Source organism: Paenibacillus thiaminolyticus (assembly GCF_007066085.1).
GTDB classification, from domain to species: domain Bacteria; phylum Bacillota; class Bacilli; order Paenibacillales; family Paenibacillaceae; genus Paenibacillus_B; species Paenibacillus_B thiaminolyticus.
Genome location: NZ_CP041405.1, coordinates 3,516,130 through 3,540,041, shown reverse-complemented (window position 1 = coordinate 3,540,041; position 23,912 = coordinate 3,516,130). Strand labels below are relative to the sequence as shown.

At 56.8% G+C, this 23,912-nt stretch carries 18 protein-coding genes; 17 read left to right on the top strand and 1 reads right to left on the bottom strand.

The features are described from left to right. Nucleotides 1-249 precede the first annotated feature (249 nt). From FLT43_RS15750 to FLT43_RS15690, 13 genes are all read left to right on the top strand, one after another. Entirely contained in the window at nt 250-1,041 is a 792-nt protein-coding gene (locus tag FLT43_RS15750; protein ID WP_087444258.1) for an alpha/beta hydrolase, read from the top strand. 34 nt (nt 1,042-1,075) lie between these two features. Continuing rightward, nucleotides 1,076-1,846, top strand: coding sequence for an AAC(3) family N-acetyltransferase (locus FLT43_RS15745; protein ID WP_087444259.1), 771 nt, complete (start codon nt 1,076-1,078; stop codon nt 1,844-1,846). A 749-nt stretch (nt 1,847-2,595) separates the two neighbouring features. Continuing rightward, a complete protein-coding gene (locus FLT43_RS15740; RefSeq protein ID WP_087444261.1) occupies nt 2,596-3,432 on the top strand; it encodes a sulfite exporter TauE/SafE family protein in 837 nt (278 codons plus the stop codon). Beyond that, nucleotides 3,429-3,788: a DUF1634 domain-containing protein gene (locus FLT43_RS15735; protein ID WP_087444262.1), complete on the top strand. Its 360-nt coding sequence runs from the start codon at nt 3,429-3,431 to the stop codon at nt 3,786-3,788. Before FLT43_RS15740 ends, FLT43_RS15735 begins: the two co-directional genes overlap by 4 nt. Nucleotides 3,789-4,186: 398 nt before the next feature. Further along, nucleotides 4,187-7,264 carry a beta-galactosidase subunit alpha gene (ebgA, locus tag FLT43_RS15730; RefSeq protein WP_087444263.1) on the top strand — a complete coding sequence of 1,026 codons (3,078 nt, stop codon included), beginning with the start codon at nt 4,187-4,189 and terminating at the stop codon, nt 7,262-7,264. A gap of 153 nt (nt 7,265-7,417) precedes the next feature. Next, nucleotides 7,418-8,443, top strand: a complete 1,026-nt coding sequence (locus FLT43_RS15725) for a LacI family DNA-binding transcriptional regulator (protein WP_087444264.1) — start codon at nt 7,418-7,420, stop codon at nt 8,441-8,443. A gap of 467 nt (nt 8,444-8,910) precedes the next feature. Then, a complete protein-coding gene (locus FLT43_RS15720; protein WP_087444265.1) occupies nt 8,911-9,471 on the top strand; it encodes a C40 family peptidase in 561 nt (186 codons plus the stop codon). Nucleotides 9,472-9,491: 20 nt separating this feature from the next. Next, nucleotides 9,492-10,100 carry a TVP38/TMEM64 family protein gene (locus FLT43_RS15715; RefSeq protein WP_087444266.1) on the top strand — a complete coding sequence of 203 codons (609 nt, stop codon included), beginning with the start codon at nt 9,492-9,494 and terminating at the stop codon, nt 10,098-10,100. Between the two features lie 1,215 nt (nt 10,101-11,315). Further along, entirely contained in the window at nt 11,316-11,927 is a 612-nt protein-coding gene (locus FLT43_RS15710; protein WP_087444267.1) for a class I SAM-dependent methyltransferase, read from the top strand. Nucleotides 11,928-12,023: 96 nt separating this feature from the next. Then, nucleotides 12,024-12,242 (top strand): YwbE family protein, encoded by a 219-nt coding sequence (locus FLT43_RS15705; protein WP_087444268.1) that lies wholly within the window; start codon nt 12,024-12,026, stop codon nt 12,240-12,242. A 141-nt stretch (nt 12,243-12,383) separates the two neighbouring features. Continuing rightward, a complete protein-coding gene (locus FLT43_RS15700; protein WP_087444269.1) occupies nt 12,384-13,892 on the top strand; it encodes a DEAD/DEAH box helicase in 1,509 nt (502 codons plus the stop codon). Nucleotides 13,893-14,070: 178 nt separating this feature from the next. Beyond that, on the top strand, nt 14,071-15,873 hold the full coding sequence (locus tag FLT43_RS15695; RefSeq protein WP_087444270.1) for an MASE4 domain-containing protein: 1,803 nt from the start codon (nt 14,071-14,073) through the stop codon (nt 15,871-15,873). Nucleotides 15,874-15,979: 106 nt separating this feature from the next. Continuing rightward, on the top strand, nt 15,980-17,041 hold the full coding sequence (locus tag FLT43_RS15690; RefSeq protein WP_087444271.1) for a serine/threonine protein kinase: 1,062 nt from the start codon (nt 15,980-15,982) through the stop codon (nt 17,039-17,041). Between the two features lie 76 nt (nt 17,042-17,117). Here FLT43_RS15690 and FLT43_RS15685 read toward each other — a convergent pair whose 3' ends face one another. Next, nucleotides 17,118-19,193 (bottom strand): vWA domain-containing protein, encoded by a 2,076-nt coding sequence (locus FLT43_RS15685; RefSeq protein WP_087444272.1) that lies wholly within the window; start codon nt 19,191-19,193, stop codon nt 17,118-17,120. Nucleotides 19,194-19,761: 568 nt separating this feature from the next. Between FLT43_RS15685 and FLT43_RS15680 the strand changes: the two genes are divergently transcribed. The 4 genes from FLT43_RS15680 to FLT43_RS15665 all read left to right on the top strand — a co-directional run bounded on the left by FLT43_RS15680 (nt 19,762) and on the right by FLT43_RS15665 (nt 23,889). Next, complete coding sequence (locus FLT43_RS15680) at nt 19,762-21,930, top strand: transcriptional regulator (RefSeq protein WP_087444314.1); 2,169 nt, start codon at nt 19,762-19,764, stop codon at nt 21,928-21,930. A gap of 128 nt (nt 21,931-22,058) precedes the next feature. After that, nucleotides 22,059-22,484 (top strand): membrane-associated protease 1, encoded by a 426-nt coding sequence (locus tag FLT43_RS15675; RefSeq protein ID WP_087444273.1) that lies wholly within the window; start codon nt 22,059-22,061, stop codon nt 22,482-22,484. Nucleotides 22,485-22,593: 109 nt separating this feature from the next. Then, nucleotides 22,594-23,061 (top strand): J domain-containing protein, encoded by a 468-nt coding sequence (locus tag FLT43_RS15670; RefSeq protein ID WP_087444274.1) that lies wholly within the window; start codon nt 22,594-22,596, stop codon nt 23,059-23,061. 252 nt (nt 23,062-23,313) lie between these two features. After that, on the top strand, nt 23,314-23,889 hold the full coding sequence (locus FLT43_RS15665; protein WP_087444275.1) for an FHA domain-containing protein: 576 nt from the start codon (nt 23,314-23,316) through the stop codon (nt 23,887-23,889). The last annotated feature ends 23 nt before the right edge of the window (nt 23,890-23,912 follow it).

The window sequence follows — 23,912 nt, the reverse complement described above, 5'->3', positions numbered from 1 at the left end:
TGCCTTTTTCGATAATGGATTCCGTTGAGAAACCTGCACGTTTGCAGTTTTCCATAGACAGATGAACGCATGCGGGTTCCCGCACCAGGTTACGGAATTACCGAATGCTGCTGCCCTCCAACCCAATTGCATCTCAATTCCGGCTGGAAAACGCTTGCTTACCTTTTGCCTGGGAAGGGCCTATAATGAGGATAACGCAAAGGACTGTACATAACAGATGATGTAGGTCTGGATTAGGGAGGGGAACGAATGGCACTGCTTACCTGCAATTATTTCTCGGAAGTGCTGGGTTTGAGCACGGCAATGACGGTTATCCTGCCGGAGACGACGGCGGGTCAATATGGGATGGACAACCTCAAATCGACGGAGATTCATAAGACATTGTTCCTGCTGCACGGCTTGTCGGACGACCACACGATCTGGGTTCGCCGCACGTCGATCGAGCGCTATGCCGCCTTGAAGGGCATCGCGGTCGTCATGCCGCAGGTCCATCGCAGCTTCTATACCGATATGACGCACGGGCTGCGCTATTGGACCTTCCTGACGGAGGAGCTGCCGGCCAAGGCCCGCAGCTTCTTCCCGCTGTCCGCGAAGCGGGAGGACAATTACGTCGCCGGCCTGTCGATGGGAGGATACGGCGCCATGAAATGGGCGCTGTCCTATCCGGAACGGTTCGCGGCCGCGGCCAGCCTGTCGGGCAGTCTGGATGTTGCCGACCCCGCGCTGCGGGAGCGCATTCGGGAGGATGCCCGATTGATCTACGGCGAAGGCGACATTAACGGAACGCCGAATGATTTGTTCTGCTTGCTGGAGCAAGCTGACCGGCATCCGGGACCGAAGCCGAAGCTGTTCCAATGCTGCGGGACGGAGGATTTCCTCTATCAAGATAATCTCCGCTTCCGGGAGGCGGTGCGGCACACCGGCTTCGAGCATACCTATGCGGAAGGCCCGGGCGATCATACGTGGGAGTATTGGGACGCCCGTATCCAGGATGTGCTGGATTGGCTTCCCCTTGGGCCGCGGGAGCAGCCGGAGGCATAGAAGGCATAACAACAGAGAAGGAGACGGAGAGAGTATGCATACGATACAAAGCCTGATGGGCGATCTGGAACGGATCGGGATTGACCGGAAGGGCACGCTGCTGGTGCATTCTTCTTACAAAAGTATTGGCGGCGTAGAGGGCGGCCCGGATACCGTGCTGGATGCGCTGTCGGATTATATGAGGGAAGGCCTGCTGGTGTTGCCTACGCATACCTGGGCCAACATCAATGCCGATAATCCCCGGTTCGAAGTCGAGAATACTCCGGTATGCATTGGCATGCTGCCGGAACGCTTCCGCAAGCGCCCCGGCGTCATTCGCTCCTGGCACCCGACCCATTCGGTCGCGGCTCTTGGACGCGATGCCGAAGCATTCACGGCCGGCGACGAACGGTTCGATACGCCGTGCGCCCGCGGATCTGCCTGGGGGAAGCTGCTTGATCGCCAGGCCACGATTATGCTGGTCGGTGTCGATTTGCGCCGCAATACGTTCATCCATGGCATTGAGGAATGGGTGGATATTCCGGGAAGAATGACCGCGGAGCGCGAGCAGCTCTACACAGTGCTTCCGGATGGAACCGTCATCTCCGTGCCGTCGCGCAGACATTGCGGACTGAACTGGTCGGAGCATTTCTGGAAGGTGGATGACGTACTGCAGGAGGAAGGCGCGATGAGGATCGGACGGTTCGGCGATGCGGAGGTGCGGATCTGCGATACCGTACGGATGACGGAAGTGCTGACGCGGATGCTCCAGGCCAATCCAGAGATGTTCTCCGATAATGAATCGTTGAACGCGCTGAACCGTTGAACGCCGGAAACGCAAAGTAAATCATAATACGGCAAGCCGGCACGTTTAAGCTGGCACGTTCAGGGGGTTGTCCCATAAGTAGGTTTTCGTACAGTGAGACAGCCCCTCCCCCCTGATTCCCAACGCTCGAAGTTGCCGAAAACTGCAAAACTACAGTTTTCCTTTATGACGTTTGCTTCGTTACAGGAATTCCTGCAAAACCGCATCAATTTCAGCATATGAAAGAGGTCGGAAGAAGAAATTGGCAGAAATAATGTACTTTTGCAGGAATTTAATAAAATGTTGGCTCAATGAGCGTAAATTCCTGCATTGACGCAGGATTTCACTGCATTATCGATCTGTTGTCACTGCATTATCGATCTGATTTCACCGTATCCATCTGATTTCGCTGCATCATCCATCTTTCGCCGCTTACTCGTCGTTTTTCCTGGCATTTTTTCTGCCATTTTTCCCGCCGCTTTTCCTAGCGTCTTTCCCGGCTCACTTCCCGCCTCTATCTTCTCTGTTGTCCCGTCTTGCCCCGCATTTTTGTGCACAATGTATGGGATAGCCTCTTCGATTGATCGGTGTCATCTCATTTTCGCTTTTGGACAGCCCCCCTCTACGCGCAGGGCCACGCGGCTGTCGCTCCGTGCTGCGCCGGCGGATGGGGGCTTTTTTGGCATGGACAAGAGCGGTAAGTCCGCATTCCCTGGCATCTTATGGGACATCTTAAGGAGACAGGGGAGCGGAAAGGGGCATCGGATGAAATGATCATGACGACAATCCAACTGCTGCTCATTTCCTTGGTCGGGGGCACCGTAGGGGCCATACTTGGCCTGGGAGGCGGCATTATTATTACGCCCGCGCTCACGCTGCTGTTCGATGTCGATATCCGGTATGCTATCGGAGCCAGCATCATTTCGGTCATCGCGACATCGAGCGGGTCGGCGATCGCGTATTTGCGCGATCGGCTTACGAATTTGCGGGTCGGCATGTTCCTGGAGGTGGCGACGACGATAGGGGCGGTGACGGGGGCCTTCGTCGCGAGTCTGATCGCGCCGAAGTTGCTGTTCATTTTGTTCGGTCTGCTACTGTTGAATTCGGCTGTTGGCATGGTGAAGAAGGTGAACACTGAGCTTCCAGAGCATACAAGGACGCATCCGCTCGCAGCAAAGCTAGGAATGAACGGCTCGTATTACGATAAAGCGCTGGGGAGGCAGGTCGACTATCAGGTGGCCAATGTATACGGCGGATTCGGCGTCATGTACGTGGCCGGCGTGATCTCCGGCCTGCTCGGCATCGGGAGCGGCAGCTTCAAGGTCATGGCGATGGACGTATTTATGAAGCTTCCGCTCAAGGTCTCCAGCGCCACCAGCAACTTCATGATGGGGGTGACTGCGGCGGCGAGCGCCGGAATCTATTTTTTCCGCGGGGATATCGACCCGGGCATTGCCGCTCCCGTCGCGATTGGTGTCCTGACCGGCTCGATGCTTGGAGCGCGTCTGATGCAGAAGCTCAAGAGCCGTACGATCCGGATGCTGTTCATACCGATTCTGGGCTATGTCGCCATTGAAATGATTTTGCAGGGGGTGGGCTGGATATGAATTCGAAGGCGGAAGAGGTCGAGCTGACGGTCAGCCGGCTGCTGCGGATCGGCGTCGTGGGGGCGGCGCTGTTCATTGCCTTCGGGCTGATTCTCCTCCTCGCTACGGGCGAGAGCGGGTACCCGGGCGCCAGCTTCCCGACGACCGTGGCCGGAGTCGCCGCAGGAGTGGCCGGCTTCAAGCCGTATGCTTTTATATCGCTCGGGCTGCTTCTGCTTATTCTCACTCCGGTCTTCCGCGTCGCCGTGTCCATTCTGGTCTTCCTGAAGGAGGGCGACAGGGTGTATGCGGGCATTACGGCACTCGTACTCGCGATTCTGCTCATCAGCTTCGTGCTCGGGCGGGCCGGACACTAATCGGGACGCCATTCGGAAGAAGCCGCTTCTCGCTTCTTCCTCTTTTTTGCGGAATTTTGTAATTCGGCGTTTCTGCTTCTTCTCCCTCTTTTTCGCCTTCTCTTCCTCTTTTCCTTGTCTTTTTCCGGCAATACTCCTCACTTTAAGTGAAAATCCTCTTCCTATCCGCATAATTTTAGTAAAAGAAAATGATGCATCATGGCGGAGTTCGTCGAATTTACAGGTAAATATTTTAGTAAAATATATTGTTTTTGTTTTACTTCGGTGATACATTATCAGTGTATCCGATGGCAAGAGCGAACTTATTTCATGTGTTACGTTGCTGATGGTGGATTATTACGGGAATCTGCAGTTTCACGATCGCAGCCTGATCGATTTTACAGGGGGAGGCTTCATTTATGCGTCGCAGAAAAGTATGGGAAGACATCGATATCGCCCACCGGAACAGGATGGAGGCGAGAGCCCATTTCCACTCCTATCCAAGCCGGGATCGGGCCTTGACGGGCGAGCCGGCGTATACGCATCATTTCAAAAGCTTGAACGGCATCTGGCAGTTCCTCTTCCTGCCCGCGCCGGAATATTCGCCGCCCGGCTTCGAGGCCGCTGAGTATGACACGGCCGGCTGGGACGATATCCGCGTGCCGGGCAACTGGCAGATGCAAGGCTATGGGCGCATGCATTACTCGGATCTGTGGTACAACTTTCCGATCCATCCGCCGTATGTGCCGACCGATAATCCGACAGGCATTTATAAGCGCTCCTTCCGGATTGGCAAGGAGTGGCTGGAGGACGGGCAGCAGATTATCCTGCGCTTCCATGGCGTCGATTCGGCCTTTCACCTTTGGGTGAACGGAGCGGAGGCCGGGTACAGCAAGGGGGCGCGCTTGCAGTCCGAGTTCGACGTGACCGGCTTCGTGCGGGCGGGGGAGAACCAGCTAACGGTCCGAGTGTACCAATGGTCGGATGGAACGTATCTGGAGGATCAGGATATGTGGTGGCTGAGCGGCATCTTCCGCGATGTCGATCTGTACGCCCAGCCACGGAGCGGCATCCAGGATGCGGCCGTCGTCACGGCTCTGGACGGCGCCTATACGCAAGGCGTCTTGCAGGTGACGGCCAAGCTTCGTCATCCCGGCACCGATCTCACGCTCGGCTATGAGCTGTTGGATGAAGGGCGGCGGAAGGTGACGGAGGGCGCCGTGCCGGCGGACGCGGAGGAGGTGCGGTTCGAAGCGGAGGTGACGCAGCCGAAGCTGTGGAGCGCCGAGACACCGGAGCTGTATACGCTGCTCTTGACCGTCAAGCGGGGGAATGACATCATCGAGGTCGTTCCGCAGCGGGTCGGCTTCCGCCAGATTGAGCGGCGCGGCTCCACCTTCACCGTCAACGGCGTCGCGATCAAGTTCAGGGGCGTCAATCGCCATGACGCCCATCCGTTGACCGGACGCGTTGTCTCGCGAGCCGACATCGAGCAGGATATCAAGCTGATGAAGCAGCATAATATTAATGCGGTGCGGACGGCGCATTATCCGAATTCCCCGTATTTGTACGATTTATGTGACGAATACGGCTTGTACGTCATCGATGAGACGGATCTGGAATGCCACGGCTTCGAGCTGACGGGGGACTACAATTGGATTTCCGACGATCCGGCGTGGGAACGGTCTTACGTCGATCGGCTGGAGCGGATGGTGCAGCGGGACAAGAACCATCCGAGCATCATCATGTGGTCGCTCGGCAATGAGTCCGGCTTCGGCTCCAACTTCCGTGCAATGGCGGCCCGGGCGCGCGAGCTTGATCCGACGCGTCTCATTCACTACGAGGGGGATCGCGAGGCGGAAGTGACGGATGTGTACTCGACAATGTACACCTGGCTGGAGCATCCGGAGCGGAAGACGATGCAGCATATTATCGAGAACTCGGACAAGCCGCATATTTTGTGCGAATACGCGCATGCGATGGGGAACGGTCCGGGCAATCTCCGCGAGTATCAGGATCTGTTCGATGCGCATGACAAGCTGCAGGGCGGCTTCGTGTGGGAGTGGATCGACCACGGAATTTATGCCGCAACGGAGGACGGCCAGGTCTATTATCGCTACGGCGGCGACTTCGGCGACGATCCGACGAACGGCAACTTCTGCATCGACGGCCTGGTCATGCCGGATCGGACGCCGTCCCCCGGCCTGCTGGAATATAAGAAGGTGATCGAGCCGGTGCGAACAACCGAGGTCGATCTGGCGCGGGGCATCATCCGCTGCGAGAATAAATACGACTTCGCCTCCCTCGACCACCTCGATCTGTTCTACAGCATCGTGAAGGACGGAGAAGCGATCCGGACGGGCCGCGCCTCGGCGGCCGGCATTCCCGCCCGGACGGCGCGTGAGCTCACGCTTGATTACTCGCTTGACTTCGAGCCGGAGGCAGGCGCTGATTACTATCTTAACCTGTCCTATGTCTTGAATCGGGACACGGCCTGGGCTTCCCGGGGGCATGAGGTGGCCAATGCCCAGTTCCTCCTGCCGGTGACAGCCGAGGCGGTCACGGTGCGGCCGGCGGGCGCGCTGGAGCTGGAGGAGCGTCATTGCGAGCTGATCGTGCGGGGCGAGGACTTCGCCGTTACGTTCGATACCGTCAAGGGGCAGATCGTCTCCTGGACGTACAACGGCTGCCGCGTGGTCGAAGCCGGTCCCCGGCTGCAGTTCTGGCGGGCCGCGATCGATAATGACATGTACCTGGTGCCCGACTATAAGCAGAAAACCTTCCTGCATTTAATGCACGAAGTCGTGGAGGAAGTCGCCTACGAGATGTGCGGGGAAGAATGCGTTCATGTCCGGGTGCATACGATGAATGCTCCGACCAACGCTTCATGGCATTACCGGTCGGTGTACGAGTACCGCATCTATGGGAACGGCGACGTCCTGTTCGAGGTGCGGGGCGTTCCCGGCGGCCATCTCCACAATGCGCCGGAGATGCTGCCCCGCATCGGCGTGAAGCTCCAGATCAACAAGCAATGCGAATTCGCCAAATGGTATGGGCGCGGCCCCGGCGAATCGTACGCCGACTCGAAGGAAGCGAACCGGCTCGGCGTGTTCGAACAGACGGTGGACGGCCTGTTCACGCCATACGTGATGCCGCAGGAGAACGGCAATCATACAGAGACCCGCTGGGTCCGGCTGGCGGATCGGTATGGCATCGGCTTGATGGCGGCAGGTTATCCGGGCGTGGATTTCAGCGCTTCCTATTATGAAGCCGGCGATCTGGACGCGGCGAAGCATACCATCGATCTGCGGAAGCGCGATTACATCGTCTTGAACCTGGACTACAAGCAGAACGGGCTCGGCTCCCATTCATGCGGACAGAACCAACTGGCCCGCTACCGCTGCGGCTTCGAACCGTTCCATATGAAGCTGAAGCTGTCCGTCTATTCCAATAAACTCATCTCCGATACCCGCAAAGGGAAGGAAATTATATTGTAAGCAGCCGTTCAACCCGCTATCCTCTAGATAGCGGGTTATCTGCTTGGATGCCAGCAACCGTCATTAATTATTTACTAAAACGATTGTTTATTTACTAAAAGCACGAAGTACAATGAGGGATAACTAGGCTTAATAGATTAAGGAGTGAACGAGATGGCAACATTGAAGGATATCGCGGAGAAGGCGATGGTATCCGTCTCGACGGTATCCAGAGTATTGAATTACGATGAGACGCTCTCCGTGTCGGAGGAGACGCGGCGCCGCATCTTCGAAGTGGCGGAAGAGCTGGAATATACGAAGCACAAGCGGGGGGCGCGGACGGAGGAATCCGCCGCTTCGTCCGGGGAATCTTCCGCGGCTGCGACCGTCGGGCTGCTGATGACGTATCCGCGCAGCGAGGAATTGAACGATCCTTATTATTTGACGATGCGTCTGGCGATCGAGGCGGCGGCCCGGGAGTATCAGGTGCAATGGTTCGCCGGCTTCCAGGACGATCTGGACCTGGACAGCGGCACGGCGGACGGCTATATCGTCATTGGGCCGGTGCAGCGGGAGCAGGTGAGCCGGCTTGCGGCCGTCACGCCGAATCTCGTCTTCGTCGAGCCGGTGCCGTGGGACAATCGCTTCGATATCGTCATCGCCGATCTCCACGATGCGATGGAGCAGATGCTGGCGTATGTGCACAGCCTCGGTCATCAGGACATCGCCTACATCGGCGGGCGGGACGATGACGGATATGACGGCGCGGATCGAAGGGAGGAAGCGTATGAGCGGTGGATGCAGAAGCGGGGATGGTATGACCCGCAGCGGGTTCGCATCGGGCGCTTCACGGCAGAGGACGGTTACCGGTTGACCCGCGGGCTGATCGAAGCGGGCGTTCGCTTCACGGCGGTGCTGGCGGCGAATGATTCGATGGCGATCGGCGCGGTGCGGGCGCTTCGGGAAGCGGGGCTGAAGGTGCCCGCTGATGTCAGCGTCGCCGGCTTCAATGATATTACTGTCGCTCAGTTCATCACGCCTTCCTTGACGACCGTGAAGCTCCACAGCGAATTCATGGGCCGCACGGCGCTGGAGCTGCTGCTCGAGCGCATCCGGACGAAGCGAGCCATCAGCAAGAAGGTCATCATTCCGACGGAGCTGATGATACGGGAGAGCTGCTCGAACGCCCGGCAAAGCTAGCATCTTGTCTGGATGGCAGAGTTGACATATATAGCAAGGTGCCTGTGATTAATGATATAATCTCAACAGTAACCAATGGATGCAGGGGCGTGAATGCACCGCTGCAGGCGGGCTCAGGGCCGGGTGTTGGCCGGCCGATGAGAGCTCGCGGCAAGCATGCAAAGGGAACTGTGAATGCATGATTGTCATACTATCTTCCGACTCGTCCCCGACAATGGTCTAGGGCGAATCCGGTCGTGGGATTGTGTTATTGCATCCGCCACTCCAATACAATAGAAGAGGATGATTCACTGGGCCGGGCCGCCGGATGGGCGTCTCGCTGTCAGGAAGCACGTTCACGAGCGGTATCTCTCAGCATATTCCGGATATGGCAACACGTCCTATTCGCACGGCTGCTCCTCGTGAGCAGACGCCGGCAGGAGCTCTTCTTTCATTCTTTTGCAGAAATTAATCACAGGTTGGTGAGCATGGTGGACGAAAGGAAGATTTATATCCTTCTTACCGACACGGGCACGGTTTTTTCCAAACTTATCCGGCTCTATACGAAGGCACCGCTTAATCACGCGTCGATCGCGCTCGATTCCGAGCTGCGGGAGGTGTACAGCTTCGGCAGGAAGCATCCGCTCAATCCGTTCTATGGCGGCTTCGTCAAGGAACGGGTGCAGGGCTACCTCGTTCGGACCGAGGCTCGTCCTACGCAATGTGCGCTGTACTCTTGCACCGTAAGCACGGACACATATGAACGGATCCGGCTGCGCCTGAAGCAGATGGAGCAGAATCCGGAGCAGTACAAATATAATCTGCTGGGCTTGTTCGGCATCATTTTTAATATACATATCCGTCGGGAGAACGCTTATTTCTGCTCCCAATTCGTTGCCTCCATGCTGCAGGAGCATGGAATGTACGTGGTGGACAAGAACTGGGTATGGGTGACGCCGGAGGATTTCCGCCATTCTCCTTCCCTGCAGCTCGTCTATCGGGGTGATCTTCGAACTAAAGTGCGTCACAAAAGGCGGAAGTACTCATAGAAGAAGACAAAGGAGTCATCATGCTGGATTGGTTGGAACGTACCTATCACTATTTGTCGCAGCTTGACATGGAGCAGATTCAAGCCTTGCTGGAGAAATATTCTTCGCTCGGCCCCATTCCGGGCATCGCCCTGCCGATGGTAGAGGCGCTGCTGCCCTTCTTGCCGCTGTTCATCATCGTCGCGGGCAATGCTTCCGCCTACGGCTTGTGGCTCGGCTTCATCTATTCGTGGCTCGGCACGGTCGCGGGAGCCCTGATCGTCTTCCTGATCGCGCGCCGGTTCGGGGGGAGATTCAGCACCTATTTGTCAGCGAAATATCCGAAGGCGGAGCATTTCTTCTCATGGATTGAACGCAAAGGCTTTACGCCGCTGTTCCTGTTGTACTGCTTTCCGTTCACGCCTTCCTTCTTCGTCAATATCGCTTCGGGCGTAAGTAATGTGCCGAAGCGGATATTTGTCGCTGCCGTCGTGCTGGGCAAAGGGGTTATGGTATTCATGATGTCCTTCGTCGGTCATGATTGGCAGGGCTTCATCTCTCATCCGTGGCGTCTGCTCGTGGCGGCGGCGGGATTGTTCCTGCTATGGTATCTTGGTAAAAGGGTCGAGAAGCGCTATCAAATCCAGTAAGCGGGCGGCCATCGTCCGATCTCAATCACGTTCAACATCCGCAGGCCTGCCTCTCGAGGGCGCAGGCGAAGGACCTGTCATAGCGGCGGGTCCTTTTGGTTTTGCGCTGGGGTGTGGTTGCGCTGGAGTCCCAATGAGCAGAAGGTTAGGGGGATGTGGAATCCTGCAATTTTACATCTTTTTCTCCCTTTGGCAGCTAAATCTGGTGAAATTTCTGCAAAACTACAGCATTTCGCTTGTTTAATTTAAAATCCTGGATTAAATGGAAATAATCCCTGTAGATTTGCAGGATTGCTCTCCTCAAAAAACGGACCCGGTCAAAAAACGGCAAATTTGCAGCTGTTGGAAAACCCCTGTTTTTACGAAGGGGTGGAGATTGTCCCTTTGCCAACCAAAACTTGGCGCTTAGAGCGTTTTAAGTCGATTTTTCCTACTGTGAGACGAGATTCCACTATATAAAAAATGAAGTGGCGAAAATTCCCACGAACTTCTCAACGGCCTGATTTTACGGGATCCAAGAGACCGCGTCGGATCCTGGGGGCATCATCGCCTTCAAGAGGCATCATTGCTTTCAGGAGGCATCATTGCCTTTAGGAGGCAGCGTTGCCTCCTGGGGCTTGAACATGTGGAGGGAATTGCTGCTATTTTACAGGAAATTCGGCTCAATGAGTCCACATCCCGAGGAATTGCTGCAAATCTACATCATTTTAGGCCCTTTTGCTTCAAGCCGATGCCAAACGGGTGAAATTCCTGCAGTTCTGCAGGATTCCCTTTCTGGTAAAGTCGTCCATATCGAATTGCTGTATTTACGCAGGATTTCGCTTACTGAATAGGCGTGTCTGGAGAAATCGTGCAGTTTTGCGGATTGGTGTAGTTTTCAGGCCATTGGAAACCCCTGTCTTATACGAAGGGGTGGAGATTGTCCATTTTCCTACTCAAAACTCGGCACCCATAGCGTTTTAAATTGATTTTTTTTACTGAGAGACGAGATCCACCACATAATAAATGAAATGCCGCAAAATCGCTAGGACTTTCTCAACAGCCTGAAATTAGCAGCTTTTTGGGGAAGCTGAACGTAAAGGCGGGTTCAAGGACGGCGATGGTGTGGATGTTATGGATGATATCGTTCGTTCTTGCTCATCGGCTTTGAATAGTGGCATTTTTCGCTGCTTTCCTGTAACATGGGGAAAATAAAACGGAATCGAGCGTGAATGGATGCTGGAATGGACGGGGGAACGAATTATTCCCAAGCTGATGAAGCCGATGAACGGGATGCTGCTGGAGCACATCGCCCGCTATTATTTCGCGACGCCCTATGCTCGGGGCAGGGTGCTCGATATCGCTTGCGGGACCGGCTACGGCTCTCATCTGGTCGCCAAGGAGCGCAAGCGGGAGGTGACGGAGATTGTTGCCGTCGACAATGACCTTCCGACCCTGGAATATGCACGGCGGGAGTACCATCATCAGAAGGTGACGTACGTGGAGGGGGATGCGACAGACCCGGAGCTGCCAGGCAAGCTTGGCATCTTCGATACGATATTGAGCTTCGAGACGGTGGAGCATGTGGCCGACGATCGGCAATTGATGGACAACCTGTACCAGATGCTCAATCCGGGCGGCGTCCTGGTGTTGTCGAGTCCGTTCGGCAGGGGGAGAGGCATGCCGACGAACGAGCCGTTCCATGTGCATCAGCTGACACCGGAGCAATTCGCAGAGCTGTTCACCCGGTTCGCGGAGACGGATATTTACTATCAGCGCGGGGTCACGTTCGAGAAGCCGCGGGAAGGGGTGCGGTATTTCATCGGCGTCGCCGTGTGCCGCAAATAGAGGACTGTATCCCAATAGCATCTCGAGCTGTGATCGGGAGGATCCGTACGCAAGGATGCGGGTCAAGGAGGACGAAGGTCCGAAGGAGGGAAGCATATGGAACAGAGCGGTCAGCAGCGGGCGAGCATCCGCCCCGGTCTCGAGGTGGATATTGTCCTGAAGCAGGATCAGCGTACTGGCAAGACGACCCGGGGGGTCGTCAAAGATATTCTGACGAATTCGCCCTATCATCCGCATGGCATCAAGGTTCGCCTGCAGGACGGGCAGGTCGGCCGGGTGAAGCAGATTATCGGGTCCGGCGATTCGTCGCCGTGAAATCGATGAATCAATAAAGTAAGAAGAATCAATGAATCCAAGAAGAATCAATGAATCAAAGAATCCATGACTAGCAAAAGAGAAACCGATGCATACGCATAGCGAAGAAATGAGGTGGCCTGTCTGTCAGGCTTTATATCATTGGGCATTCGCCAAGAGTGGGCGAATCGATTAACGAAGCAAGGGATTACGGCGCCGACGCCGATTCAGATTCAAGCGATCCCTGCCGCGCTGGCTGGCCGGGATGCCGTGCTGCAAGCGCAGACCGGAACGGGGAAAACACTGGCGTTCCTGCTCCCGATCCTGCAGCGGATCGATCCGGAGCAGCCTCGGGCGCAGGCGCTTATCGTCGCGCCGACGCGGGAACTGGCTCTGCAGATTACGGCAGAGGCCAAGAAGCTGACGAACTCCGCCCCGGATGGAAGCGGAGGCATTCATGTGCTGGCCGCTTACGGAGGCCAGGATGTGGAGAAGCAGATTCGCAAGCTCCAGGGAGCATGCCAGTTGGTCATCGGCACACCGGGCCGCTTGACCGATCATCTGCGCCGGGGCACCTTCGACGGATCCGGCATCCGCATGCTCGTGCTGGACGAGGCCGATCAGATGCTGCATATGGGCTTTCTTCCTGAGGTGGAAGATGTTATCGCGCACACGCCGACCAGCCGGCAGACGCTGCTCTGCTCGGCGACGATGCCGGAGCCGGTTCGTGCGCTTGCCGCGCGCTTCATGCGCTCGCCGCTTGATCTCCGGGTGGAGGCGGAGCAGGTGACGGTGAAGGATATTAGCCAGCTCGTGGTGGAGACGACGGATCGGGCGAAGCAAGAGACGCTGTTCCGTCTCCTCGATGAGCATCGCCCTTATCAGGCCGTTATCTTCTGCCGCACGAAGCGGCGGGCCCAGACGCTATATGAGGCATTGAAGGCGAAGGGATACGATGCGGACGAGCTGCACGGGGATCTGACCCAGGCGGTGCGGGAGCAGGTGATGAAGCGGTTCCGGCAGGCGAATGTGCAGCTGCTGGTGGCGACCGATCTGGCGGCACGCGGATTGGACGTGGAAGGAATTACGCATGTATTCAACTATGATATTCCGCATGATGCCGAGAGCTATATTCACCGGATCGGGCGGACGGGCCGTGCGGGCGGAGCCGGGTGGGCCATCACGCTGGCCGCGCCCCGGGATGCGAGCTATCTCGCTCTCATCGAGCAGGGCATCCGCATGAAGCTGCGCCGGCAGAGCCGGGGAGGCCCGTCCGGCGGGCGGAGCGATCGGGGTGCCGGTGCGCGCAGAGCGGCAGATGCGGGACCGGAACGCCGCAGAGCCGGCGGCCATGCGGGTGGCCGCCAGGGGGCGCGCCGCGGGCAAGAAGAAGGCCGCGGCGAACGAACGCAGCGGCCGAACCCGGCCCGCGCGGGAGCCGGGACGGAGCGTCCGGCAGACCGCCGGCGGAAGGCAGCCGACGGCCGGGCGCAAGCCGAGCGGGGCAAGGGCGGCCGTGGGGCGGCCCAGGCTGCCCGGGGACGCCGCGGCCATGCGGCAGTTACCGCAGGCGGCGGGAAGCGGGGCTCGTCCGCGGCTGGACAGCGATCCGGACGGAACGCCGCGCCAGGGCCGGGCAAGAAGGGGAAGGCGCCGCGCGGACGGAAGTAATGCGCTACGGTGTCGCCTCCCTGGCCGAACTGTATATGATGGATGCCGGACCGGGCACCCCAGAGATTGGGGGCCCGGTTTTATCTTTTCACAGACGGATAGTATGTTACTATGAGAGTAAGATGTGACAAGATTCGACGAAATGAGCCATTGACTGACGAAAGGTTGATTCCACTCCATGCTGCGCATGCATGACCCGCTAACGAGTCTGATTAACATTCCGGCAACAGCGATGCAGAGAAAGACCGCCCTGGCTATCAGTATCGGGGTGTTGGCCGTCTCGCTTCTGATCAGTCCCTATGTCGACATGCCGCTGCCCGAGGTCCGGCCGTTCCTGCCCATTTTTATTGCCTGGATTGTGTTCGGGAATTTGATGACGGCTTACTTGCTGTATGTCCAGTTCCGGGCGACGGGGTATAAGCCGATTCTTCTGCTCGCAGCCGCCTTTCTGTTCGCCGGCTTGATTACGATTCTGTATCTGCTGACCTTTCCGGGCATTTTTTCCGCTACGGGGCTGCTGCATGCCGGAACCCAGACATCGGTCTGGTTCTGGGTAATCTGGCATTCCGGCTTTCCGCTCGGCATTATTCTGTACACTTATAGTCTCCAGAGATGGAAAGCGCCCTTGAACGAGCGGAGGGAGAGGGCGACGGCCGCCGTTATATTCAGTGCGGTGGTGCTGTTCGTTGCGATTCTGATATACCTGCTTGGGCAGTTCCGGGACGAGCTGCCGGTTCTTCTCGAACGGAATCATTACGGCCTGATGTTGAATATGGGAATCGGGCCCGCGCTGTGGCTTCTCAACCTTCTCGCTCTGGTCTATCTGTTTACCGCCACGCGAGCGCAGAGCCTGCTGCATCTGTGGCTGACGATGTCCGCCTTTATGTTCTGGATGGATATCAATCTGTCGCTGTTCGCCGGAGTGCGGTACACTGTCGGCTGGTATGCCTCCCGGATCAATTCCTTCATCTCGTCAACGGCGCTGCTGACCGTGTTCTTCCACGAGCTGAACCAGCTCTATGTCCGGCTGATGCATTCGCAGACGGCGCTGAAGCAGTCGCAGGAGCGGGTGGCGACGATATTGGACAGCATTACGGATGCCTTTTTGGCCGTGAATCAGGATTGGGAATTTACGTATATGAACAAGGAAGCGGAGAAATATACCGGTCTCGATTTCGAGGTGGTCAAGGGCCGCTCGATTTGGACCGCCAGCCCTCACTTGCTGAGAGGCAAGATGTATGCGATGTCGCATCAGGTGATGGAGCGGGGCGATCCGGCGGAGCTTACGGAGTATGACAAGCTGCAGGAGCGCTGGCTGGAGTTTCGGATTTTCCCGACGGGGCAGGGCGTATCCGTCTATTTCCGGGATGTGACCGATCGCATCGCCGCCGAGGGAAAATTGAAGGAAGCGAACAAAAAGCTTCAAATGGCGAATCGGCTGCTCACTGATTTCTCCTATACCGATGGCTTGACGGGCGTGTACAACCGCCGCTATTTCGACTTGATGCTGCAGCAGGAATGGGAGCGGATGAAGCAGGAGAACTGCCCGCTGTCGCTTATCCTGCTCGATATCGATGATTTCAAGCGATATAACGACACGTACGGGCATCTGGCGGGGGATGAATGTCTTCGGCAGGTGGCCCAGGCGGTCAGGGCCGCGGTTACTCAGCCGCTGTCCGTCGCGGCCCGCTACGGCGGGGAAGAATTCGCCGTCCTCCTGCCGCATACTCCGGCTACGAATGCGGCCATTGCCGCCGAGTCGATCCGGCTGCAGGTGGAATCGTTGACTATCTGCCATGAGGCATCCAAGGTGAGCCATTATGTGACATGCAGCCTCGGAGCGGCCACTTGGATCCCGGGACAGCAAGAGCGTGGTCCTGATCCGCAAGCCCTTGTGCAGATGGCGGATCAGGGATTGTATGCGGCGAAGCGGGACGGGCGCAACCGCGTGAGGATGCAGGGGGACGGCCCGCCAGGATGAACAGGCGGTAGCGGATCTGCCATAGACAGGCACCTTGCTCGGCAGGGTAGGGTGTTTTTTGTCGGAATAGGGAGTAATCGGCGGAATGTTGACAAGGAAATAGAAAATGCTGGGGGATCTTGCTACAATAGATGAAAGTACAGGCACAGCGCCGGAGGCAGGCAGGGGCAGGCGGGCGCTGACGGCGGAGCGGAGGAATCAGGTGGCACAGACGGTCAACGAGTCGGCCTTGAAGCGGAATACGAGGTTGCAGAATAAGTATCGGATTGGAAAAGTGGTGTCGAGCGGCGAGTTGTCCATCGTCTATAAAGCGAGACATATCGAGAGCGGGTCATGGTGCGTGATCAAGGAATTTTTCCCGCAGGCCTTGGCACGGCGGGATCGGGATCGGCGCTCCGTGCGCTGCCGTATGCCGGGGGCGAGGGCGCAATTCGAGGAGCAGCGGGATATTTTCGCGAAGGAGGGGCCGCTGCTGCAGCGGTTGAGTCATCCTTGCATCGTCGATTATGTCGATCAATTCGAAGAGGGCGGAACAGTCTACCTCGTGACGGCCTACTGCCCGGGCATGACGATGGCGCAATATATTCGGGAAGGGCAGGCGCCGTCCCGGGCCCGATTCTACAAGGAGACGATGCTGCAGATCATTGATGCGCTGGAATATATACATAGACAGGGCCTGATTCACCGGGATATCAAGCCGGGCAATATCATTATCGATCGGGAAGGAATGCCGAAGCTGATTGATTTCGGATCGGCGGTGGATTATGAAGCGGGCGGGAGACAGCCGATCTTCACGACGGCGGGCTATTCGGCGCTGGAGCTGTATTCCGAGACATCGCAGCAGGATCCGGCTGCCGATATATACAGCCTGGCGGCGACGCTGTACTTCTGCTTGTGCGGCCAGCCGCCGCTGGATGTGACTCAGCGGCTGTTCCGGGATCAGGTTGAGCCGATCCGGCAGCGGAGCCGGGGCACGAGCCCTCTGCTGGCCCGGGTCATTACGAAGGGATTGGCCATCAACGCCCGCAAGCGCCCGGCCTCGCTGAATCCGTTCCGGATCGCGCTCTATGCGGAGCATCTCACTTGGGCGCTGAAGGAGAGGCTGCAAGGTCAGCGCCTTCCGGAACAGGCGGCAGACCAAGAATCGATGTCCCGAGGCGGAAGCTAGCGTGCAGCGGATACTATGAAGCGACGATAACAGGAAGAGCCGGGGCGTAAGCCCCGGCTCTTCCCCTATCAGCCTATCAGCCCGATTCCGGCAGTGAATGCGAACGTCCTGTGGAGACGGTACCTGACTTGAGCGGCTTATACCGAAGCTCGATCTCGGTAATGCAGTCCTCGAACGTCACATAGATTTTCTCATTGTATTGCACAACTTCCTTCTTGCCCTTCGGAATCGGCGTCCGCCCCTTGTCGACGGCGCAGGACGTATGGTGGACGACCAGCAGCACGCCCTCCTTCCTCGGCTCCAGCAAGATGCGCTCCGCTTCCGGCAGCGGCTCATGAATGTCGAGGCTGCGGAACAGATCGGCCAGGCTGACCCGGCGGTTGTCGAATGATGACAGCGGCCAGAAGGCGACCGGGATGTCGTTGCCGCTGGCGGTATTCAGGAAGTAGCCCTCCAGCCGCCCGGCGAACTTGGGCCGCGGCCGCAGCCACAGGTAGGCCGCGCCGCCGATCAGCGCCGCGATCAAGATGCCGGCCCCGATCTGAAGCGGCCGCTCCCAATAGGATCGGACCGTGAAGGCGAGCGACGAGACGGCCGTGCCCCCTTCCGGATCAGAGGCTTGCACGGCGAGCGAGGCCTCGCCTGTCTTCCGCGGCGTCACAACAAGCCAATTATCCTCGATATAAGCGCCTTCCAGCCTATTGTCCGTTGGCGGCTGAAGCTGGAAGGCCATCGCATCTCCGTTCGGATCGCGGAACCATTCTCTCAGATCGATGCGCACTTCCCCGTCTTCCTTGGTCAGGGAGATGGCCGAGGCTTCGACCGCTTCCGGCGGCAGGTTCTCCACCTTCCGTTCTATCTCCGGGCTCATGCGGTAGAAGTCAGGGCCATGCATATGGACATGCCAGCGGTACGAGCCGGATTGGCGGAACACATAATCCCCTTCGAACCCGTTCCCCTTCCTTGCCAGCGGAGTCCGCTCTTCCTCGCCAGAGTCAAGATAGGTTACGACAAGATCCGCCTGCATCGTGTCGAATACATGCGAATCTTCCAGCCGGGAACCGTCGGGATGCTGCAAGTATGATAAAAATTTCGTATTTTGCCCTTTTATAACTTCCTGGGACTCAAGAACCAGCTCAGGTCCCAAACTATAGTTCCCGAGCAGATTCACTTTGACGAAATCTCCCGGTTTGCCTCGCAGCTTTATGACCAGTTCACCCTGTTCGGGACGAATGATTTTCATCAGACGGTATTTATTCGACTCGTACAGGCGCACGTTTTTGGAGCTGTAATACAGCTGGGATTCCCGCAGCGGGTGCGAAGACAGCAATATAATATTCGCTTCGCTCATGCTGGAATTCGGAATCGGCACCTTCACCTCCTGAAGCTCGCCGGTGGCCGTTACGGCGGCGACCGTTACGAGGACGGACTGAATCTGGCGGGCGAAGATTTGGTTGAAAATATCGGGCAAATCATCCGCGCTGTCGGTAATGAACGATGTTCCGCCCGTCTGCTTGGCGATCCGCTCCAGTTCTTCCTTGTTGACCGAGCCGTCGTGGTTCAGGCCGATCGTGTAGATGGGATAGCCTTGCGATTGGGCTTGCTTGATGACGTGCTTCACGTCCCGGTTGGAATCCTCCACCGTTCTTCCCCGGGAAGCATAGCCGAAGTCGGTGCCGCCATCGGACAGCAGAATGAGGAACGGAACGCCGCTCTTCTCCTTGTCGGAGGCGAGCATCTCCGCGCCCGTGCGCAGGCCGAGCCCCAGATCGGTGTAGCCGTAGCGCGGCATATGCTGCAGCTTCTGCTTCAGCTTCGCCTGATGCCCAGACGAAGCGATGGACGTCAGCGGCTGCGTCTCGACGATCCGGTCGTTGTAGGCGACGAAGCCGATCCGGGTCTTGGCGGGATCGCTCATATCCATGAACATGTTAATGACCTCGGCAGCGATGCCGTCCTTGTCGGTCTCATTCATCGAATAGCTGACGTCCAGAACGAATACGGCGTCGATCCCTTGCGAGGCCGCATTTGCGGCTTTGTCTGCGGCGAATGCGGGTGCTGCGCCGCCTCCGCTGCTCCACAGCACGATCAATGCGATGGCAGCCGCCAGCCCCTTGAACAGGCCGCCGCGCTTGGGCAGAGTTCTTTTCATCCTATCACCTTTTCCTGTAAGTGTTAGATTTATGGTCATCTAGGAACCTCGCGGCAATCCGTACAATATCCAAATAATAGAATCGGATTCTCGAAGGCAATTCTAAATAGCTTTTCCACGGTTCGACATTTGTTGTCAAAGAAAGACTATATTTTTGGTCCAAAAGTCCCGATTCGAAGACTCATTGACACGTTGGGATAAATATTTTTAAGATAAAGTCGAATAAGCTCGATTTCCATTTTTTTTCGTTCGTGCGAAAGATTGCCGTTCGAAAATATAGTTCCATGCGATTACGTGAAATTAGTTGCTATTGTCCAAAACGTCATGGGGCGTGAATCCTGTTTGTTCGCGGAAAGAGCCTTTATACTCAATTGGAATCCGAGAGGAATTGCGCCTCCTGCCTTAGGCTGGCGCTCCCTCTTACGGGACAGGACGTACGCCCCGCAAGGGCGGATGGTCCGCTTGACCCGAGGCAATACATGCATCAAGCGATAGAAAGGAGGAGCATATGATTGGCAAGCCGGCTGCGGCCATGCCGTAACCGCTTGACATCATGTTGCTGAACGACATGGACATCATTAACCAAACGAACCGTGCCATGCTCTTCGAGGAGATTAACCCGGAGAAGCTGGATCTTCTGACCATCGTAGGCGATGTCAGAGGGATTGACAGTCTGAGCGACGACAAAATCAAGGAAGTCAACGAACATCTGCTTGTCCGCAGCTTCGACGAGTTCCTGGACAAGTTCTCCCCAAGCGTCTACTCATTTTTCAACGCTGCGAACCAGAAGGTAATGTACACGCTGAAGAAACCGGAGGGGATCGCGGACGATTGCATTTCGGAGATCAAGATCGACCAGAGCAACGATTTTCTGAAAATGCTGTTCACCCTCATTGACACGAAGCGCAGCCAAGGAATCACGAACGTCGACTTCAAATTCGAGAATCTGCTGGACATGATCTCACCGAAGAAGGTAATGGACGACATCCGCCAGGTGCGGAAAGAGATTCATTACATGTACACCCAGTATGACAAGCTGGATGAGGGCGATCCGAAGAAGCTCGATCTCGGCGACAAGCTGAACACGATGTTCGAGGATGCGAGCAAAAATTACAACAACGTAATGGCGATGCTTCCGCTCGCGATCGAGGATATCAAGACGCGCCTCCTGCTCGGCGGCTCGCGGGAAGAGAATCAGGCGGAAGCGATTCAGATCGGGATGCTGACGATTGGAGACGCGGGCGAACTGAAAATTATCGAGGCGCCGAAGAGCGAGAGCACCGAGCTGATGCTGATGGATGACAATAGCAGCACCGGGCTGGCTACCGTATTCGAGGAAGATTACGAGTCGATCTCCGAGACGCCGTCCTCCTATGTGAAGGACCTGGTTGTCCGCACGTTCTGCCCGCTGCCTGTCGTGCAGACCGAGGTGGATGTCGAGACGGAAGTACAGAACTACAACACCTATCTCGAGTTTTACAAGAATGCGAAGGACGATTTCGTGAAAACGGTTAAACCGCTTGTGGAGAAATTATTGGGCGTCCGCATGTTCTTCGACCAGTATGCGACCAAGAATAAAGGGATGCTGCCGTCGATGCTCATCACGAACGCGACGCTCGACATGACGGTGAAGAGCAATAATATTCCGCGCCTGGAGACGTACCTGAACACGGTGAACTCCAAAAACGAATTCGCCGACACAATCTGGTTCGGCATCGTGCCTTCGGTGGAGCTGGAATCGGCAGGCAAGGTGAAGGTGACCCGCGAGCGCTTCCGGGGCAACGGGAAGGCCGTGAAGCAGGAAGGGAACACGATGGAGTCGCTGACGATGCTGCTTCAAGTCGTTAAGGACTACAAGGTTCAGGTCTTCTTCAGCTTCGAATCAGGGGAAGAGACGACCTTCAGCAGCATGGCGACCTCCGGCCTCGACAAATATATCGACAAGTGCAGCACCATGGTGCGCAAAGAATACAGTGAATTCGCCATTCCGTGCGTTCCGAACTTTACGGTCATTCCGAAGGATAAGTCCGGTGTCGTCATCGACAGCCGCATGCTGCAGACGGAGCATGGCGTTCAACTGTCCAAGGAGAAGGAAGACATTCTCAAGCTGTGGATCGAGGGCGTCTATATCGGATCCGCTTATGTTGCCGCCGGCATCGTGGCTGCGTATCAGTGTCCGGAATATTTGCGTGAATCGTTCAAAACCGTGAGTCGGGAATATCCGGGTGTTAGATTCGATATCGAGGCAAGCGACCATGCACTCCGCGCCGTCACGACGATGGCGAAGGAGATTACCGGCTTCACGAACAACATCAAGGATGCGATTAACCGGAAAAACTTCGGCTTCGTCTTCTCTTCCGAGAATGCGCAGCTGCAGGATAAGGATATCAAGCGCATCACGGTGTACAAGGCGAGAAGCATGGCGATGACGGAGGGCGGCTTCGATCCGCTCTACAAGACACTGGTCAGCACGTACATCGAGCGGATTCTCCGCTTCCAGACGGGCGACTTCAAGCATGAGAACATCGTCAAGTTCTTCAGCAACAACCCGAGCAGCCAAAAGAGCAAATGGCTCGGTACGCGCGGGTATGTCAACTCCATCATTCAAGACGGCGATGACATGTCCTATATCATCGATGACAAGAGCAATCTGTGCCACATCGATCTCGTGTTCAATGGCAATGTGAAAAATCTTGAAGTCATGATCACGAAAGGCACAACGCCGGTCAAGGCGTGACCCGTATGGCCGGATTTTGGAAACGTATGTTGGAGGTGTGCTTAACCAAGCTCGCCTCTCTACATAAATCCCGGAAGCGTTCATCGCCTCCGGCATCAATCTCAACCACATTCAAGGAGGTAGTATTCATGGGATTCATTCTCAGAGTAGAAGGTGCAGAAACAATCGAGCTCGGCATGGACAACATCCAAAAGGTCGTCTATGACACCGACACGCCGGACGACTCCAACGCAAGATCGACGGACGTTGGCGCGACTATGCGCATCTCCGGCAAAATCATCACGGCGACCGACGGCGACAACGCCGACGACACGAAGAAGCTGGCGTTGTGGTCGCTCGTTCCAGCAGAGAAGGCGGACTGCTACCGCAAAGTGACACTGGAAGTCATCGCCGCGGATCAAGTCGTGCGCAAGGTGTACTTCCCTAACGCGTTCGTCGTCGATTACACCGAGACGTACGGCGACACGGAAGGCGTTGGATCATTCAGCCTCTACATCAAGCAGAAGAAAGACAAAACTGAGCTCGCGACGATCGACGGCGGTTACCCGATGTAATCGGGTTCCCGCACACGCACACGCGGCGTATCGGAACATGCATTCCAAGTTTAAGAGGCTTCGTGCCTCTTAAATTTTATTTACTTAGCGAGTGGCGGGGAGGATGCGGATGGCTGCAAATTACTATGACGTGCTGGGTGTGCGGCGCGATGCGGCGCCGGACGAGATCAAGAAGGCCTACCGGCGGCTCGCCAAGCAGCATCATCCCGATGTGAACGGCGGCAGCGCTGAGGCCGAGCAGCGGTTCAAGGAGATTCATGAAGCGTATGCGGTGCTCCAGGATGAAGCCGCGCGCTCTGCGTATGATGATGAACTGGACGGGAAAGGAAAGGCCGATAAGGCTTTCGGTCAAGGCGGGAAGCGGGGAGCGGGGCCGGAACGCCCGCGCGAGGCCACGGGGGCATCCGCGCAGGAACCGTTCGATCCGCGGAACGTGGAGGCGAACTTCGCCCGGTTCTTCGGCTTCGATCCGAAGACGAAGAAGCCGACCGGCATGAAGGGCGCGGGCAAGGAAGCATCGGAGCCGATTGACGCGGCGGCGATGTTCCAGCGGTATTTTGGCACGCGGAAGAAGTGAAGGGGCGAAAGCGACGATCCGAATGGAAGCGGTTCGCCTTATCACAGGCAAGGCTTGTGCCTGAGCGCATTCGGAAGCGCATCCGGCCGCCCGGTAACCGGGCGGGCCGCTGCAGCGGCGCCCAGATGCGGCTCAGTCAGAGTTATGATTCATTGAATTTTCATTGAAGTTAGACAGAGAGTATATTGGCATATTGATTCTGGACGGGCTCCGTCTTGGCACGGGATCCTTGTACTGTTGGAGGAATCGAATGTGAGGTATGAAGCGGATTATGAAGAAGCCCATCCCGGCTGGGAGCATCATGCCGGCTGGATTATGGTCATTGATATGCTGATTGCCGGCATTGCGGCGGCAGCACTGTTCTACGTGTACATATGGAATGCGGATCTGGTATTGAAGGTGGCGGTCGGCGTCCTGCTTGCCGCAGGGACAGCCGTCTATGCCGCTTGGAGGGCTCGACGCCGCAAGAAGCGCCGGCAGGACGGCGCAGCCATTGCCAAGCTCGTTCTCCTGGACGAAGAGGGGGAGAGCGTGAAGGAATGGTACATCCATGGGGAAACTTCCTTGCTTATCGGCAAGAGCTCTGCACAAAGCGAGGTTGACATAGATCTGTCAGATTCGGAATACGCGTCGCTGATCAGCAAGCATCACGCGGTGCTGAATTATGCTTCGGGAAGCTGGTACGTGGAGGACCTCGATTCCCGCAACGGTGTCGGCATTCAGCCGGCCGGACGCAGGACGGCGGAGCAGCTGGAGGAAGACGGGCCGTACCGGATTGAATCCGGCGATATTATTTGCATTGCCAATACGCGAATCGTGGTGAAATAGCGCCATGAGCGCTACATCGATAG

What these genes read in the sequence shown, in the direction of transcription:
- FLT43_RS15750 (WP_087444258.1), top strand. Translation starts at nt 250, where the DNA reads ATGGCACTGCTTACCTGCAATTATTTCTCGGAAGTGCTGGGTTTGAGC.
- FLT43_RS15745 (WP_087444259.1), top strand. Translation starts at nt 1,076, where the DNA reads ATGCATACGATACAAAGCCTGATGGGCGATCTGGAACGGATCGGGATT.
- FLT43_RS15740 (WP_087444261.1), top strand. Translation starts at nt 2,596, where the DNA reads ATGATCATGACGACAATCCAACTGCTGCTCATTTCCTTGGTCGGGGGC.
- FLT43_RS15735 (WP_087444262.1), top strand. Translation starts at nt 3,429, where the DNA reads ATGAATTCGAAGGCGGAAGAGGTCGAGCTGACGGTCAGCCGGCTGCTG.
- ebgA (WP_087444263.1), top strand. Translation starts at nt 4,187, where the DNA reads ATGCGTCGCAGAAAAGTATGGGAAGACATCGATATCGCCCACCGGAAC.
- FLT43_RS15725 (WP_087444264.1), top strand. Translation starts at nt 7,418, where the DNA reads ATGGCAACATTGAAGGATATCGCGGAGAAGGCGATGGTATCCGTCTCG.
- FLT43_RS15720 (WP_087444265.1), top strand. Translation starts at nt 8,911, where the DNA reads ATGGTGGACGAAAGGAAGATTTATATCCTTCTTACCGACACGGGCACG.
- FLT43_RS15715 (WP_087444266.1), top strand. Translation starts at nt 9,492, where the DNA reads ATGCTGGATTGGTTGGAACGTACCTATCACTATTTGTCGCAGCTTGAC.
- FLT43_RS15710 (WP_087444267.1), top strand. Translation starts at nt 11,316, where the DNA reads ATGCTGGAATGGACGGGGGAACGAATTATTCCCAAGCTGATGAAGCCG.
- FLT43_RS15705 (WP_087444268.1), top strand. Translation starts at nt 12,024, where the DNA reads ATGGAACAGAGCGGTCAGCAGCGGGCGAGCATCCGCCCCGGTCTCGAG.
- FLT43_RS15695 (WP_087444270.1), top strand. Translation starts at nt 14,071, where the DNA reads ATGCTGCGCATGCATGACCCGCTAACGAGTCTGATTAACATTCCGGCA.
- FLT43_RS15690 (WP_087444271.1), top strand. Translation starts at nt 15,980, where the DNA reads ATGCTGGGGGATCTTGCTACAATAGATGAAAGTACAGGCACAGCGCCG.
- FLT43_RS15685 (WP_087444272.1), bottom strand. Translation starts at nt 19,193, where the DNA reads ATGAAAAGAACTCTGCCCAAGCGCGGCGGCCTGTTCAAGGGGCTGGCG.
- FLT43_RS15680 (WP_087444314.1), top strand. Translation starts at nt 19,762, where the DNA reads ATGGACATCATTAACCAAACGAACCGTGCCATGCTCTTCGAGGAGATT.
- FLT43_RS15675 (WP_087444273.1), top strand. Translation starts at nt 22,059, where the DNA reads ATGGGATTCATTCTCAGAGTAGAAGGTGCAGAAACAATCGAGCTCGGC.
- FLT43_RS15670 (WP_087444274.1), top strand. Translation starts at nt 22,594, where the DNA reads ATGGCTGCAAATTACTATGACGTGCTGGGTGTGCGGCGCGATGCGGCG.